Source organism: Nonomuraea sp. AD125B (genome assembly GCF_041402765.1).
Classification (GTDB): domain Bacteria; phylum Actinomycetota; class Actinomycetes; order Streptosporangiales; family Streptosporangiaceae; genus Nonomuraea; species Nonomuraea bangladeshensis.
This window is the reverse complement of record NZ_JBGLOU010000009.1, coordinates 199,203-215,310: the sequence shown is the minus strand read 5'-3', so window position 1 is coordinate 215,310 and position 16,108 is coordinate 199,203. Positions and strand designations below refer to the sequence as shown.

General features: G+C 72.7%; 13 protein-coding genes. All 13 read left to right on the top strand.

The window, feature by feature from the left end; translation table 11 throughout:
- The first annotated feature begins 8 nt into the window (after positions 1-8).
- Entirely contained in the window at positions 9-1,103 is a 1,095-nt protein-coding gene (gene carA, locus ACBR40_RS24630) for a glutamine-hydrolyzing carbamoyl-phosphate synthase small subunit (protein WP_371250273.1), read from the top strand.
- A complete protein-coding gene (carB, locus tag ACBR40_RS24625; protein WP_344214788.1) occupies positions 1,090-4,377 on the top strand; it encodes a carbamoyl-phosphate synthase large subunit in 3,288 nt (1,095 codons plus the stop codon). Before carA ends, carB begins: the two co-directional genes overlap by 14 nt.
- 24 nt (positions 4,378-4,401) lie before the next feature.
- Complete coding sequence (locus ACBR40_RS24620; RefSeq protein WP_344215057.1) at positions 4,402-5,268, top strand: dihydroorotate dehydrogenase electron transfer subunit; 867 nt, start codon at positions 4,402-4,404, stop codon at positions 5,266-5,268.
- Positions 5,258-6,235 carry a dihydroorotate dehydrogenase gene (locus ACBR40_RS24615; RefSeq protein ID WP_344214789.1) on the top strand — a complete coding sequence of 326 codons (978 nt, stop codon included), beginning with the start codon at positions 5,258-5,260 and terminating at the stop codon, positions 6,233-6,235. The genes ACBR40_RS24620 and ACBR40_RS24615 overlap by 11 nt, the downstream gene beginning before the upstream one ends.
- A 138-nt stretch (positions 6,236-6,373) precedes the next feature.
- Positions 6,374-7,066, top strand: a complete 693-nt coding sequence (gene pyrF / locus ACBR40_RS24610; protein WP_344214790.1) for an orotidine-5'-phosphate decarboxylase — start codon at positions 6,374-6,376, stop codon at positions 7,064-7,066.
- Positions 7,067-7,410: 344 nt separating this feature from the next.
- On the top strand, positions 7,411-7,734 hold the full coding sequence (gene mihF / locus ACBR40_RS24605) for an integration host factor, actinobacterial type (RefSeq protein ID WP_020541698.1): 324 nt from the start codon (positions 7,411-7,413) through the stop codon (positions 7,732-7,734).
- A gap of 122 nt (positions 7,735-7,856) precedes the next feature.
- Positions 7,857-8,444, top strand: coding sequence for a guanylate kinase (gmk, locus tag ACBR40_RS24600; protein WP_344214793.1), 588 nt, complete (start codon positions 7,857-7,859; stop codon positions 8,442-8,444).
- A 4-nt stretch (positions 8,445-8,448) separates the two neighbouring features.
- Positions 8,449-8,718 carry a DNA-directed RNA polymerase subunit omega gene (gene rpoZ / locus ACBR40_RS24595; RefSeq protein WP_020541700.1) on the top strand — a complete coding sequence of 90 codons (270 nt, stop codon included), beginning with the start codon at positions 8,449-8,451 and terminating at the stop codon, positions 8,716-8,718.
- 8 nt (positions 8,719-8,726) lie between these two features.
- Positions 8,727-9,944: a bifunctional phosphopantothenoylcysteine decarboxylase/phosphopantothenate--cysteine ligase CoaBC gene (gene coaBC / locus ACBR40_RS24590; protein WP_371250272.1), complete on the top strand. Its 1,218-nt coding sequence runs from the start codon at positions 8,727-8,729 to the stop codon at positions 9,942-9,944.
- A 149-nt stretch (positions 9,945-10,093) separates the two neighbouring features.
- Entirely contained in the window at positions 10,094-10,417 is a 324-nt protein-coding gene (locus tag ACBR40_RS24585; protein WP_371250271.1) for a hypothetical protein, read from the top strand.
- Between the two features lie 143 nt (positions 10,418-10,560).
- Complete coding sequence (gene metK, locus ACBR40_RS24580) at positions 10,561-11,748, top strand: methionine adenosyltransferase (protein ID WP_091076153.1); 1,188 nt, start codon at positions 10,561-10,563, stop codon at positions 11,746-11,748.
- Positions 11,749-11,924: 176 nt separating this feature from the next.
- Positions 11,925-14,558 carry a primosomal protein N' gene (locus ACBR40_RS24575; protein WP_371250270.1) on the top strand — a complete coding sequence of 878 codons (2,634 nt, stop codon included), beginning with the start codon at positions 11,925-11,927 and terminating at the stop codon, positions 14,556-14,558.
- A 49-nt stretch (positions 14,559-14,607) separates the two neighbouring features.
- On the top strand, positions 14,608-16,077 hold the full coding sequence (locus tag ACBR40_RS24570) for a hypothetical protein (protein ID WP_371250269.1): 1,470 nt from the start codon (positions 14,608-14,610) through the stop codon (positions 16,075-16,077).
- Positions 16,078-16,108 lie beyond the last annotated feature (31 nt).

The window sequence follows — 16,108 nt, the reverse complement described above, 5'->3', positions numbered from 1 at the left end:
CGCCCGCCGTGCTCGTACTGGAAGACGGCCGCGTCTTCCACGGAACCGCCTACGGAGCCGAAGGCGAGACGTTCGGCGAGATGGTCTTCAACACCGGCATGACCGGCTACCAGGAGACCCTCACCGACCCCTCCTACCACCGCCAGATCGTCGCCATGACGGCGCCGCACATCGGCAACACCGGCGTCAACGACGAGGACCCCGAGTCCCGCCGCGTCTGGGTCGCCGGCTACGTCGTGCGCGAGCCGTCGCGGGTCGTCTCCAGCTGGCGGGCCAACCGCTCGCTGGACGACTACCTCAAGGAGCAGGGCGTCGTCGGCATCGCGATCCCCGGCACCCGCGCCCTGACCCGCCACCTGCGCGAGCGCGGCGCCATGCGGGCGGGCATCTTCACCGCCCCCGCCGCGCCGGTCGAGGAGCTGGCCGAGCGGGTCAGGCAGGCGCCGCGCATGGAGGGCGCCGCCCTCGCCGGCGAGGTCGCCACGACCGAGCCGTACGTCGTGCCCGCGATCGGCGCCAAGCGGTTCACCGTCGCCGCCGTCGACCTCGGCATCAAGGGCATGACCCCGCAGCGCATGGCCGAGCGCGGCTGCGAGGTGCACGTGCTGCCCGCCGACGCCACCTTCGAGCAGGTCATGGCCGTCAAGCCGGACGGGGTGTTCCTGTCCAACGGCCCTGGCGACCCCGCCACCGTGGACGTCACCACGCTGCGCCGGGTGCTGGAGGCGAAGGTGCCGTTCTTCGGCATCTGCTTCGGCAACCAGATCTTCGGCCGGGCGCTCGGGCTGTCCACCTACAAGCTGCGTTACGGCCACCGGGGCGTCAACCAGCCGGTCCAGGACGTACGCACCGGCAAGGTGGAGATCTCCGCGCACAACCACGGGTTCGCGGTGGACGCGCCGCTCGACGGGCCGTTCGACACCCCCTACGGTCAGGCCGAGGTCAGCCACGTCAACCTCAACGACCGCTGCGTGGAGGGGCTGCGCCTGCTCGACGGCAGCGCCTTCAGCGTCCAATACCATCCGGAGGCCGCGGCGGGGCCGCACGACGCCGCCTACCTTTTCGACGAGTTCTGCGAGGTCATGAGCCGTGCCCAAGCGTGAGGACATCAGGTCGGTCCTGGTGATCGGCTCGGGGCCGATCGTGATCGGCCAGGCGTGCGAGTTCGACTACTCGGGCACCCAGGCGTGCCGGGTGCTGCGGGCCGAGGGCTTCCGCGTCATCCTGGTCAACAGCAACCCGGCCACGATCATGACCGACCCCGAGTTCGCCGACGCCACCTACGTCGAGCCGATCACCCCGGAGTTCGTCGAGAAGATCATCGCCAAGGAGCGGCCGGACGCGCTGCTGCCCACCCTCGGCGGCCAGACCGCGCTCAACACGGCGGTCGCGCTGCACGAGTCGGGCGTGCTGGAGACGTACGGCGTCGAGCTGATCGGCGCCGACTTCGACGCCATCCAGGCGGGCGAGAACCGCGAGCGGTTCAAGGAGATCGTCGCCAAGGTCGCCCGCGAGCACGGGCTCAACGCCGAGTCCGCCCGCTCGGTCATCTGCCACACCATGGACGAGGTGCTGGCCGGCGCGGCCGAGCTCGGCTACCCGCTGGTGGTGCGGCCCTCGTTCACGATGGGCGGCGCCGGCTCCGGCTTCGCCTACACCGAGGACGACCTGCGCCGCATCGCCGGCGCCGGCCTCGACGCCTCGCCGACCACCGAGGTGCTCCTGGAGGAGTCCATCCTCGGCTGGAAGGAGTACGAGCTGGAGGTCATGCGCGACAAGGCCGACAACGTCGTCATCGTGTGCTCCATCGAGAACATCGACCCGATGGGCGTCCACACCGGCGACAGCGTCACCGTCGCGCCCGCGCTGACCCTGACCGACCGCGAATACCAGAACATGCGCGACGTCGCCATCGCGGTCATCCGCGAGGTCGGCGTCGACACCGGCGGCTGCAACATCCAGTTCGCGGTGGACCCGCGCACCGGCCGCATGATCGTCATCGAGATGAACCCGCGCGTGTCGCGCTCGTCCGCGCTCGCCTCCAAGGCCACCGGCTTCCCGATCGCCAAGATCGCGGCCAAGCTGGCCATCGGCTACACCCTCGACGAGATCCCCAACGACATCACCAAGGAGACCCCGGCCTCCTTCGAGCCGACCCTCGACTACATCGTGGTCAAGGTGCCGCGCTTCGCCTTCGAGAAGTTCCGCGGCGCCGACCCCACGCTCACCACGCACATGAAGTCCGTGGGCGAGGCGATGGCCATCGGCCGCTCCTTCCCGGAGGCGCTGCAGAAGGCGCTGCGCTCCCTGGAGAAGAAGGACTCCGCCTTCACCTGGGCGGGCGAGCCCGGCGACAAGGACGAGCTGCTGGCCGCCTGCCGCACCCCGCACGACGGCCGCCTGCGCACCATGCAGCAGGCCATCAGGGCCGGCGCCACGCCCGAGGAGCTGTACGAAGCCACGAGCGTCGACCCGTGGTTCATCGACCAGCTCTTCCTGCTCGACGAGGAGGCCGCGGCCGTCGCCGCGGCGCCCGAGCTGACCGCCGAGGTGCTGGGCCGCGCCAAGCGCCACGGCTTCAGCGACGCCCAGCTCGGCGAGATCCGCGGCATCGACGAGGCGCGGGTGCGCGACCTGCGCCACGCCCTCGCGCTGCGGCCGGTCTACAACACCGTCGACACCTGCGCCGCCGAGTTCGCCGCCAAGACGCCCTACCTCTACTCGACGTACGACGAGGAGAGCGAGGTCCCCTACGGCGAGCGGCGCAAGGTCATCATCCTCGGCTCCGGGCCCAACCGCATCGGCCAGGGCATCGAGTTCGACTACGCCTGCGTGCACGCCTCGTTCGAGCTGTCGCGGGCCGGGTTCGAGACCGTCATGGTCAACTGCAACCCCGAGACCGTCTCCACCGACTACGACACCTCCGACCGGCTCTACTTCGAGCCGCTCACCCTGGAGGACGTCCTGGAGGTGGTCCACGCCGAGCAGCAGACCGGGCCCGTCGTGGGCGTGATCGTGCAGCTCGGCGGGCAGACGCCGCTCGGGCTCGCGCAGGCGCTCAAGGACGCCGGCGTGCCCGTCGTCGGCACCTCGCCGGAGTCCATCCACCTCGCCGAGGAGCGCGGCGCGTTCGGGCGGGTGCTGGCCGAGGCCGGGCTGCCGGCGCCGAAGCACGGCACCGCGCTCACGGTGGCCGAGGCCAAGGAGATCGCCGACGAGATCGGCTACCCGGTGCTGGTGCGGCCCTCGTACGTGCTGGGCGGGGCCGGCATGGCCATCGTCTACGACGAGCAGACGCTGAGCACCTACATGGCGGCCCAGGAGGGCGGCCACCCGGTGCTCGTCGACAAGTTCCTCGACGAGGCCATCGAGATCGACGTGGACGCGCTCTACGACGGCGAGGAGCTCTACCTCGGCGGCGTCATGGAGCACATCGAGGAGGCCGGCATCCACTCCGGCGACTCGGCGTGCGCCCTGCCGCCCATCACGCTCGGCGGCCACGACATCAAGCGCATCCGCGCGGCCACCGAGGCCATCGCGCGGGGCGTGGGCGTGCGCGGGCTGCTCAACGTCCAGTACGCGATGTCGGCCGGCGTCCTCTACGTCCTGGAGGCCAACCCGCGGGCCTCGCGCACCGTGCCGTTCGTGTCCAAGGCCACGGCCGTGCCGCTGGCCAAGGCGGCGGCCAGGGTGATGCTGGGCGCGTCGATCGCCTCCCTGCGCGCCGAGGGCATGCTGCCGGCCGAGGGCGACGGCGGCACGCTGCCGCTCGACGCCGCGATCGCGGTCAAGGAGGCGGTGCTGCCGTTCAACCGCTTCCGCGGCGTCGACATCGTGCTCGGGCCTGAGATGCGCTCCACCGGCGAGGTCATGGGCATCGACGCGTTCTTCGGCATCGCCTTCGCCAAGTCGCAGGCCGCCGCGTACGGCGAGCTCCCGACCAAGGGACGCGCGTTCGTGTCCGTGGCCAACCGCGACAAGCGTGCGATGATCTTCCCTGTGAAGGCTCTGGCGGATCTCGGCTTCGAGATCCTCGCCACCGAGGGCACCGCCGAGGTGCTGCGCCGCAACGGCGTCCATGCCAAGATCGTGCGCAAGCACAGTGAGGGGCAGGGCCCGGGAGGTGAGCCGACGAGCGTGCGCGCCATCCTCGACGGCGAGGTCGACCTCATCGTCAACACGCCCTTCGGCAGCCCGGGCCAGTCGGGGCCGCGTCTCGACGGCTACGAGATCCGCACCGCCGCGGTGCTGCGGGGCATCCCGTGCATCACGACCGTCGCGGGGCTCGCGGCCGCGGCGGCGGGCATCCAGGCGATCGTCCGCGGCGACGTGGGCGTACGGTCGCTCCAGGAGCACGGGCAGGCGCTGCGGGGCTGAGCCCCGCAGGGGAGGTGAGGACGACTGGCCGGCACACCGGTGCAGGTGACGGGCACGGTGCTGACGACGCGCCGGGTCGACGCCTACCATGCGCTGACGGTGGTCGCGCCCGGCATCGCCGAGCGCTTCCGCCCCGGTCACTTCGTCTCCGTGGCCGTGGGCGGGACGCACACCTCGATGGTGACGCGCCGCGCGTTCTCCGTCCACGACGTCAAGTCCGACTACGGCGGCACGGTCGAGCTGGTCTTCACCGTACGCGGCCGGGGCACGGCCTGGCTGGCCGAGCGGCGCGCCCGCGACACGCTCGACCTGGTCGGGCCGCTCGGCCGCCCCTTCCCGCTGCCTCGTGACCCGGCGCACTGCGTGCTGGTGGGCGCCGAGTACGGCTCGGCCGTGCTGTTCCCGCTGGCCGACGCGCTGCTGGCGCGCGGCTGCCGGGTCGACTTCGTGCTGGGCGGCGCGGGCGCCGAGCGGGTCTTCGGCGCCATGCGGGCCCGCCGCATCGCCGAGACGACGACGCTGACCACCGAGGACGGCTCGCTCGGGCTGCGCGGCAAGGTCACCGACGCGCTGCCCTCGGTGATCGCCGACACCCGGGCCGACGCGGTCTACGCCTGCGGGCCGATGGAGACGCTGCGGGCGGTGACGGCGGTGGGCATGGAGTTCGACATCCCGGTGCAGGTGGCCGTCGAGGAGCGGATGGCCTGCGGCATCGGGGTGTGCATGACGTGCGTGATCCCGGTCATCGGGGAGGACGGGGCGACCAGGATGGTCCGGGCGTGCGCGGAGGGGCCGGTGTTCCGGGGGGAGCGGGTGCGGTTCGAGGACGTGGGAACGATCCCGTTCGACGCGCTCGGCGCCCCCGGAGGCGGTGCACGACATGTCAGTTGATATGCGTACGTTCCTGGCGCACGTGGAGCTCGCCAACCCGATCACCACGGCTGCCGGATGCGCCTCCTCGGGGCGGGAGCTCGCCCAGTTCTTCGACCTGCACCGGCTCGGCGCCCTCACCACCCGCTCCATCACCATGGCGCCGCGCGCCGGCCGGCCGACGCCCCGCATGGCCGAGACGCCCTCGGGCATGCTCAACGCGGTCGGGCTGCAGGGGCCGGGCATCGAGGCGTTCCTGGAGCGCGAGCTGCCCTGGCTGGCCCAGCGCGGCATCAAGACCATCGTCTCCATCGGCGGCGGCACCGTCGCCGAATACTCCGAGCTGGCCCGCAGGCTCGCCGACGCGCCCGGCGTCACCGCGCTCGAGGTCAACCTCTCCTGCCCCAACATCGAGGACCGCGGCCGGATCTTCGCCCGCGAGGGCAGCGCCGCCGCCGAGGTCATCGCCTCCGTACGCTCGATCATGCGCTACGACGTGCCGGTCGTGGCCAAGCTCGCCCCCGACGTGGCCGACATCGTGTCCGTGGCGCGGGCCTGCGTGGACGCCGGCGCCGACGCGCTTTCCATGATCAACAATCCGCTCGGCATGGCCATCGACACCGAGGCCCTGCGCCCGTCATTGGCCGCCGTCACCGGCGGGCTGTCGGGGCCGGCCATCCTGCCGCTCGCCGTACGCTGCGTGTGGCAGGTGCACGCCGCGCTGCCCGGGGTGCCGCTCATCGGCATCGGGGGCGTCATGAGCGGCAGGGACGCCTTCCAGCTCGTCCTGGCGGGCGCCTGCGTGGTCGGCGTGGGCACCGCGCTGTTCCACGACCCCTACGCCTGCCTGCGCATCGAGCGCGAGCTTGAGGACCTCCTGCGGGCCCGCGGGTTCCAGCGGCTCGCCGACGCCGTCGGGCTGGCCCACCGCCCGCCGGGGAGCGCCCCCAGGCACCTGCTCGTCGACACCGGGGAGAGCGCGCCGTGACGCGCCCCCGGCCCACTACGCATCTCAACCACGACGCACCTGAACCACGACGCACCCGAACCACGACGCACCTGAACCACGACGCACCCGAACCACGACGCACCCGAACCACGACCGAACGACCGAGGAGAGCACGACTTGACCCCCGCACCGATCGCCGTCGCACTCGACGCCCCTGACCTGGAGACCGCCGCGCGCTGGGCGTCGCTGGTGACTCCGCACGTCAGCACGGTCAAGGTGGGCCTGGAGCTCTACCTGCGCTACGGTCCCGACGTGATCGCCTCCGTGCGCGGCGCCAGCGGCGTGCGGGTCTTCCTCGACCTGAAGCTGCACGACATCCCCAACACCGTCTCCGGCGCCGCCCGCGCGGTCGCCCGCCTGCGGCCGGCCATCCTGACCGTGCACGCGGGCGGCGGCCCGGCGATGATCCGCGCCGCGGTCGAGGCCGCGCCGCACACGGCGATCGCCGCGGTCACCGTGCTGACCTCGCTGGACGAGGCCGACCTGGAGCGCATCGGGCTCCGCGGCCCGGCCGACGACGCGGTGCGCCGCCTCGCCGCGCTGTCGGTGGAGGCGGGGGCCACCGCGCTGGTGTGCTCGCCGCACGAGGTGTCGGCCGTGCGGCGCGAGGTGGGGGACGGCATCACCCTCATCACGCCCGGCGTACGGCCGGCCGGCGCGGACGTGCAGGACCAGGCGCGGGTGGCGACGCCGGAGCAGGCTCTCGCCGACGGCGCGGACCTGCTCGTCATCGGCCGGCCCATCACCGGCTCCCCGGACCCGGGCGCGGCCGCCGCCGCGATCGCCGCCTCGCTGCGGCGCGCGTCCTGACGGGACACACCGGGGCACGGGCCGGTGCGGCCTGTCCGGCAAGATCATAGCGGGGTGCCATCCCAAGATCAAAGCAGGTTTCGGGCCTGGTGGGGACGGGGTTTCGGACATCGGCCGGGCGCGGGGACGCGATCGCCGATGCGTTTCGCGACAGCGGCGGGATCGGACGTCCGTACGCGGATGTGAGGGCGATTTGATCAGCACTGTGTGATTTTACTGTCACGGACAGTGATGAAGTGGATTTTGTGAGGAGAGAAACTGCTCTTGGCGTTGCTTAGGGGGCGATGACCAGCTAGTTTCCCTTCCCGTCCGAGTACATCGACAGAAATTCGAGGTGACCCGGCGTGGCTCTTCCTCCCCTGACCCCTGAGCAGCGCGCCGCAGCCCTGGAGAAGGCTGCCAAGGCCCGTAAAGAGCGTGCCGAGGTCAAGAACCGGCTCAAGCATGGCGCGGTTTCTCTGGCTGAGGTGCTCAAGGATGGGCAGACCGACGACGTCATCGGCAAGATGAAGGTGTCGGCTCTGTTGGAATCACTCCCCGGCGTGGGCAAGGTCCGCGCCAAGCAGCTCATGGAGCGGCTTGCCATCGCCGAGTCCCGTCGCGTACGGGGCCTCGGCGCGAACCAGAGGGCCTCCCTCGAGCGCGAGTTCGGTGGCAACGAGAGCTAATCTCGGTTCCACACGGAAACGCGGGTTCAACAGGGGGTAGGAAAGTGACCGACAGGTCCTGGTCCGGCGGTGCACGTGCCCACGAGGCGGTCGGGCCGGGGGCGGAGGTCGGATTCCTGCCCATGAACGAACGACGCCTGACGGTCCTTTCGGGGCCGTCGGGCGTCGGCAAGTCCACGGTCGTCGCCGAGCTCCGGCGGGCACACCCCGAGGTGTGGCTGTCGGTCTCGGTGACCACCAGGAGCCCGAGGCCCGGCGAGGTCAACGGGGTCCACTACTTCTTCGCCGACGGCGAGGAGTTCGACCGGCTGGTGGAGTCGGGCGAGCTGCTGGAGTGGGCGGAGTTCGCGGGCAACCGCTACGGCACGCCGCGCGAGCCGGTGCTGAAGAAGCTCGCCGACGGCGTCCCCACCCTGCTGGAGATCGACCTGGAGGGCGCCAGGCAGGTGCGCCGCACCATGCCGGAGGCCCTGCTGGTGTTCCTGGCCCCGCCCACCTGGGAGGAGCTGGAGAAGCGGCTGCGCGGGCGCGGCACCGAGCCGGAGGACGTCATTGCGCGCCGGCTGGCGGCCGGGCGCGTCGAGATGGCCGCCGAGCCGGAGTTCGACCTGACCTTGGTCAACACGAGTGTCCAGGACGTGTGCGACCGGCTGATAGCCTTGATGACTGACCCTCAGGGGGTCACGACTACCACCAAACGAGAGGTCTGACATCGTGGCAGGCACCGTTGCGGCCGCGGAGGGCATCACCAACCCGCCGATCGACGCGCTGCTCGACATCGTCGACAGCAAATACTCCCTGGTGATCATGGGCGCCAAGCGCGCTCGCCAGATCAACGCCTACTACTCGCAGCTCGGCGAGGGCCTGCTGGAATACGTCGGGCCGCTGGTCGAGACGCACGCCCAGGAGAAGCCGCTGTCCATCGCGCTGCGCGAGGTCTCCGAGGGGCTGCTGACCGCCGAGCCCATCGAGGGCGCGGCCTGACCCTTTCGATGAAGGTCGTCCTGGGCGTCAGCGGCGGCATCGCCGCTTACAAGGCGTGCGAGCTGCTGCGGCTGTTCACCGAGTCCGGTCACGAGGTGCGGGTCGTCCCGACCCGCGAGGCCCTGAATTTCGTGGGCGCGCCCACCTGGGCCGCCCTGTCGGGCAACCCCGTGTCGGCCGAGGTGTGGGACGACGTCCATCAGGTGCCCCACGTGCGGATCGGCAAGAGCGCCGATCTCGTCGTGGTGGCGCCGGCGACCGCCGACCTGCTCGCCAAGGCGGCGCACGGGCTGGCCGGCGACCTGCTCACCAACACGTTGCTCACCGCGACGTGCCCGGTCGTCTTCGCGCCCGCGATGCACACCGAGATGTGGCAGCACCCCGCCACCCGCGCCAACGTCGCCACGCTGCGCGAGCGCGGCGCGATCGTCCTCGATCCTGCCGTCGGGCGGCTCACCGGAGCCGACACCGGCCCCGGGCGGCTGCCCGACCCCGCCGAGATCTTCCAGGTCTGCCTGCGCGTGCTGCGCGGCAGGCCGCGCGACCTGGCCGGGCGCCGGGTCGTGGTGTCCGCGGGCGGCACCCGCGAGGCCATCGATCCCGTCAGGTTCCTCGGCAACCGCTCGACCGGGTTGCAGGGCTACGCCCTGGCCCGCACGGCGGCGGCGCGCGGCGCGGAGGTCACGCTGGTGGCCGCCAACGTCGCGCTGCCCGACCCGGCCGGGGCCACGGTCGTCCGGGTGGAGTCGGCGGCCCAGCTGCGCGAGGCGGTGCTGGCCGCGTCGGAGGGGGCCGACGTCGTCGTCATGGCCGCCGCGGTGGCCGACTTCCGGCCCGCGGACCGGCACGACATCAAGATCAAGAAGACGGACGGCGAGCCCGAGCCCATCCGCCTCACCAAGAACCCCGACATCCTCGCCGAGCTGGGCGAGCTGCGCCGCGCGGCCCGCGAGGCCGTGGGAGAGCCTGTGGCGGCCGGGCCCGCGGTCATCGTCGGGTTCGCCGCCGAGACGCACGACGTGCTCGCCAACGGGCAGGCCAAGCTCGCCCGCAAGGGCTGCGACCTGCTGGTGGTCAACCAGGTGGGGGAGGGCCGGGCCTTCGGCACCCCCGACAACGCGGCCACCGTGCTGGTCGCCGGCGGAGAGCCGGTGGAGGTGCCGCTCGGGCCCAAGGAGGACGTGGCCGACGCCGTCTGGGACCTGGTGGCAGAGCGACTCCTGTGACCTGTGTCACAAAAGCGGCGAAAACGTACAAAGCGTGTTAGATCGATTACTCGATCACCTGTTGCGACATTCCACCCTGCCTGCGGATACTTGGGGCGGAGGGGGACGGAATGCCGCTGGGTTCTGCTGTCAGGGATCGGTGCCGGACGTTGCTCGGGGGGCAGGGGGACATCCACTACGTGTTCCCCGCGTCCGCGGTGGGGCCGGCGGGCACGGGACACTTCCTCGTCGTCGTCACGGAGGCGTCCATCGCGGTGCTCGCCACCCGTACGCTGAGGACCGACCGCCCGATCGGCGTGTACGCCGAGTTCCCGCGCATGACCCGCCTCGGCCCCGTCCTGCCGGGACCGGTTCTGGAGCTGGGCTCGATGATGTTCGCCTTCGACGAGGAGTACGCCGCGGTCGTGGCGGCCGCCGACGCGGAGGTGTTCGCCCCCGAGACGCTGCCCCACGATCCGCTGCCGGACCTGTGACCCGCGCGACGCGAGCGTACGGATGGGGCATGGTTTCGCGACCCGGCACCCGGTAGGGCTAGACTTCGGCGAGGCCCCGGCGCGCGTCCCGATGTCCCGGGCCGTCGATACGTCAGCAGCCGCTGCATTGAGGAGCCACTGAGTTGTCACGTCGCCTGTTCACCTCCGAGTCGGTCACCGAGGGCCACCCGGACAAGATCGCCGACCAGATCAGTGACGCGATTCTCGACGCCATGCTCAAGGACGACCCCAAGAGCCGGGTCGCCGTCGAGACACTGATCACCACTGGCCAGGTCCACGTCGCAGGCGAGGTCACGACCGAGACCTACGTCGACATCCCCGGCGTCATCCGCGAGAAGATCCTCGAGATCGGCTACGACGCCTCCCACAAGGGTTTCGACGGCGCCTCGTGCGGCGTGTCGGTGTCCATCGGCGCCCAGTCGCCGGACATCGCGCAGGGCGTCGACGACGCCTACGAGCACCGCGTCGACGGTGACGGCGACGAGCTCGACCGCCAGGGCGCGGGCGACCAGGGTCTCATGTTCGGCTACGCCTGCCGCGAGACCCCCGAGCTGATGCCGCTGCCGATCACGCTGGCCCACCGGCTCTCCCAGCGGCTGTCGCAGGTCCGCAAGAACGGCACCGTCCCCTACCTGCGCCCCGACGGCAAGACCCAGGTCACCATCGAGTACGACGGCGACACGCCGGTCCGCCTCGACACCGTGGTCGTCTCCACGCAGCACGCGGCCGAGATCGACCTCAAGGAGATGCTGACGCCCGACATCAAGGAGCACGTGGTCGACCCGGTGCTCGCCGACCTCGAGATCGAGGTCGAGGGCTACCGGCTGCTGGTCAACCCGACCGGGCGCTTCGAGATCGGCGGCCCCATGGGCGACGCCGGCCTGACCGGCCGCAAGATCATCATCGACACCTACGGCGGCATGGCCCGCCACGGCGGCGGCGCGTTCTCCGGCAAGGACCCGTCCAAGGTCGACCGCTCGGCCGCCTACGCCATGCGCTGGGTCGCCAAGAACGTCGTCGCGGCCGGGCTCGCCGACCGCTGCGAGGTGCAGGTGGCCTACGCGATCGGCAAGGCGCAGCCCGTCGGTCTGTTCGTCGAGTGCTTCGGCACCGAGAAGCTGCCGGTGGAGCAGATCCAGGGTGCCGTGCTCCAGGTGTTCGACCTGCGCCCGGCGGCGATCATCCGCGACCTCGACCTGCTGCGGCCCATCTACTCCGAGACCGCCGCCTACGGGCACTTCGGGCGCGAGGGCTTCTCCTGGGAGTCCACCGACCGCGCCGAGGCGCTCCGCACGGCCGCCGGTCTCTGACCGATCTCCGGTGACGCCGGGAGGGCCGCCCTGAGGGGCGGCGCCTCCTGCAGACGTCGCCTGCGCGAGCCCGGATGGCACCACTCGGTGCGATCCGGGCATTCGCCTGCCCCTCGCCGGACGCCCCTCGTCGGAGGAGGTACGGGCGGGCGTGGCGGGTCTGGTAGACGTTATGCGTGACCGACTCCGACGACGCCCTCCTGCCGCTCGACGCCGTGCGGCCTGCGGCCTCGTCGAAGGACACCAAGGGCGCCGTCGTGCCCGCGCCCGAGCGGCCCGTGGCCCGGGTCGCCGTGGACAGCCCGCTGCCCCACCTCGACCGCCCCTTCGACTACCTGGTGCCCGCCGCCCTGCACGAGACGGCCGAGCCCGGGGTGCGGGTGCGGGTGCGGTTCGCCGGCAAGCTGGTCGACGGGTTCCTGCTGGAGCGGGTGGACGAGAGCGACCATGAGGGGCGGCTCATGCCGCTCGAACGCGTGGTGTCCCCCGAGCGGGTGCTGACCCCCGAGATCGCCGGGCTGGCCAGGGCGGTCGCCGACCGCTACGCGGGCACCTTCACCGACGTGCTCCGCCTCGCCATCCCGCCCCGCCACGCCAAGGCCGAGTCCGAGACCCCGAAGCCGGACCGTTCCACGCGGCCGGACGCTCCCGAGGGGACGGACGTCCAGGGCGAGGGCGCGGGAAGTGTCGAGGACGGCGAAGGCGGCGGGGCGGTGGGAGGTGTCCGGGGCGGGGAGAGCGCCTGGGACGCTTATCCGATGGGGCCGTCCTTCCTGGATGCGCTTCGCCACGGCAGAGCCCCCAGGGCCGTCTGGTCCGCGCTGCCCGGCGCTCTCGGCTGGGCCCGCCCGATGGCCGAGGCCGTACGCGCGACGCTGGACGGCGGAAGGGGAGCGGTCGTCGTGGTCCCCGACGGCAAGGACGTGGCGCTGGCCGACGCCGAGCTCGCCGGCGTGCTGGGGCCGGGCAGGCACGTGGCGCTCACCGCCGACCTCGGCCCCGCCGAACGGTACCGCCGCTGGCTGAAGGTGCTGCGCGGCCAGGTGCGGGCCGTGGTCGGCACCCGGGCCGCCATGTTCGCCCCGGTCGCGGAGCTGGGGCTGGTGGCGATCTGGGACGACGGCGACGACCTGCACGCCGAGCGGCTGGCCCCCTACCCGCACGCGCGGGAGGTGCTGGGCCTGCGCGCGCACCGCACCGGGGCGGCCATGCTGATCGGCGGCTACGCCCGTACCGCCGAGGCCACCCAGCTCATCGCCGGGCGCTGGGCCCGTCCCATCGTGGCGGCGAGGACCACGATCAGGAGCCTCGCGCCGCGCGTACGGCCCGCGGGCGAGGACGCCGAGCTGGCCAAGGACCAGGCCGCGCGGCAGGCGCGCCTGCCCAGCCTCGCCTGGCGGGCCCTGCGGCACGGGCTGGACGGCGGCGGCCCGGTGCTGGTCCAGGTGCCGAGACGCGGCTACCTGCCCGCCCTGGCCTGCCGGCACTGCCGTACGCCCGCCCGGTGCGTGCTCCCGCCCACCCGCACCCTCCTCGCCCCGCCCGGGACGGACGCGTCCCCGGCCGTCGCCCCCTCCGGCCCGTCGTCGGGCTTCCCAGGGGGCGGGGGAGAGGCGCGTGGGCGCGCGGGTGGTGGACAGGACCTGGGCCGTCCCCCCGGCGGTCCGGCCCGCGTGCCGTCGGGCATCGCCGGTGGTGGGCAGGAGGCGCGTCACCTCCCGGGTGGTTCGTCCCGCCCGGCGTCGGGCCTGGCCGGTGGCCAGGAGGCTGGTCACTTCCCGGGTGGTTCGTCCCTCGCGCCGTCGGACCCGGCCGGCGGTGGACAGGAAGTGCTTCACCTCCCGGGCGGCCCACCGGAGGACCCGGTGCGACGTGGGGAGAGCGAGCGCGGCTTCTCCGGCGATCCGGACCGTCAGGGCCCTCCGGGGTCCGATGATCGGGCCCGTCATGTTCGTCCGGGGTCCGGTGATTCGGGACGGGAGGTCGTCGGCGAGGGGGTCAGCGCCGCGCTGCCGCTGGAACTGGCGGGGACGCCGGCCGCGTCGTGTCACGGGCCCCTGGCCCTGCGTGGCGGACATGCCGCGCCCTACTGCCGCTGGTGCGGCCGGGTGGACGCCGCGTGGCGCTGTCCGTCGTGCGGCAGCCCGCACCTGCGGGCCGTGGTCATCGGCGCCCGCCGTACGGCCGAGGAGCTGGGCCGGGCCTTCCCGTCGATCCCCGTGCGCACGTCCGGGCGGGACGGGGTGCTGGCGACCGTGCCCGCCTCCCGCGCGCTGGTCGTCGCCACGCCGGGGGCCGAGCCGGTGGCCGAGGGAGGGTACGCCGCGGCCGTCCTGCTCGACGGCTGGGCGCTGCTCGGCCGGGCCGACCTGCGGGCCGGCGAGGAGGCCGTACGCCGCTGGATGAACGCCGCCGCCCTGCTGCGCCCCGGCGCGGAGCTGGTGGTGCTGGCCGACGCCGCGCTGCCCGCCGTACAGGCTCTGGTGCGCTGGGACCCGATCACGCACGCCGAGCGCGAGCTGGCCGACCGGGCCGAGCTGGGCTTCCCGCCCGCCGTCCGGATGGCCACGCTCACCGGCCCGGCGGCCGCCGTCCGGCAGATGATCGACGAGGCCCACCTGCCCGCCGAGGCGCAGGTGCTCGGCCCCGTGCCGGTCGACGACGAGGGCCAGGAGCGGGCCATGATCCGGGTACGCAGAACCGGTGGTGCGGCGCTGGCGGCAGCGCTCAAGGGGGCCAGCGGGGTGCGCGCAGCGCGTAAGACGCCGGATGTCGTGAGGGTGAGTGTCGACCCACTCGACCTGATTTAGACCGTTTCCCCGATTCGCTCATCCGGAGACCAGCCGTTAGCGTGCCCCTGTGTCGATCGAATGGGTGAACCAAGCCATCGACGACCTGCGCGCCTGGGGGCGCGCGCGGGAAGTCGAGGTGGACGCGGACGAGGTCCGCCTGCTCTGCGACTACGCCAGCGACTACCTCAACGTCAACGAACCAGGTGATTTCACTCCCGAGACCTTCGACGAGCTGCTCCTGTCCATCTATCCGCGCAAGGTCATCGCGCCTCCGGAGAGCGCCCCGGAGACCATCGCCGCAGCCCGCACCCTGGTCGCCTACCTCACCGAGACGGGCGCCGTACCCGAGGAACGGGCGGCCCGCATGCGCGAGCGCATCGCCGACATCGAGCCCCGCCTGTCCGACGCGCTCGCCGACACCGCCAACTTCGGCATGGCCAAGAGCCTGTTCAGCTCCATCGGCCCCGAGTCGCTGGAGCAGTCGATCGCCATCCCCTCCGGCGAGGTGCCCGACCTCGGCGAGGCGCCCTGCGACTGCCCCGGCTGCACCCCGCTGCCCGCGGCCCGCCTCGCCCCGCCCGAGGAGCTGACCGCCGCCCTGGGCGAGGTCCCGATGCTGCGCGAGCGGCCACTGCCGGGGGCCGGCGAGCCGCTGCGCGAGTGGGCCGACGTCGTCACCGGCGTTCTCGAACGCGACCCGCGCGGCTCGGTCACCGGCTCCGCCGAGCTGGACGAGGGCCTCTACGACCTGTTCGACATGCTCTACCGCCTCCAGGTGCGGGTGCCGGTCGGCGTGATCGGCGACTACCTCGACGACCTGTCCTGCGACGGCGAGGTCGACCTGGACGCCGTGCTCGACCGGCTGTCCTGGTGCGGCCTGCTCCGGGTGGAGGACGGCGAGGCCGAGCTCACCCCGCTGGCCGTCTGGGGCCTGCGCGAGCACTACCTCGCGCTCGGCCTCGACGCCCCGCTCGCCCCCGACCTGGCCGAGGCCGACGCGTTCGGACTCATCCAGGGGCTGCTCGAAGGCGTGCCCGCCGAGCTCGCCGAGGGCGACATCGACCGCTGGCTGAGCGGCCGCACCCCCGGCGAGGCGGCCGGCGAGCTGCTGGCCGCCGCCTCCGGCGCGCCCGCCGTGGCCCGCGGCATCGCCGTCACCATCGTCGACCGGCTCGGCGCCGAGGCCGAGCCCCAGGTACGCGACCACCTCGACGACGCCGAGCTGCGCCCCCACGTCATCCACTGGCTGGCCGCCCGCCGCCTGCCCGCGCCGCAGCTCACCCAGGACGAGCTGCTGTGGGTCAGCGTGGACATGCTCGCCCTCGCCATGCCGGCCGCCGAGGAGGACCCGGAGATCTTCGCCGAGAACATGGCGGCGTCCGGTCCGCCGGCGCATATGATCGAGGAGATGTGGCGGGTCGACCACCCTGACGTCGTCGAGGTCCTGGAGCTGCTGGGACGCTCGATCCCCGACGGCACGGTCGCCAAGGCCGCCCGCAAGGCGGCCTTCAAGGCCCGCTCCCGGACGATCCGTTGAGTACGCTCATGTGACTGCCGTGCAGTAAGTT

Bases quoted from the DNA above. Each gene is read 5' to 3' on its own strand.
- gmk (WP_344214793.1), top strand. From the start codon at position 7,857: ATGAACGAACGACGCCTGACGGTCCTTTCGGGGCCGTCGGGCGTCGGC.
- ACBR40_RS24615 (WP_344214789.1), top strand. From the start codon at position 5,258: ATGTCAGTTGATATGCGTACGTTCCTGGCGCACGTGGAGCTCGCCAAC.
- coaBC (WP_371250272.1), top strand. From the start codon at position 8,727: ATGAAGGTCGTCCTGGGCGTCAGCGGCGGCATCGCCGCTTACAAGGCG.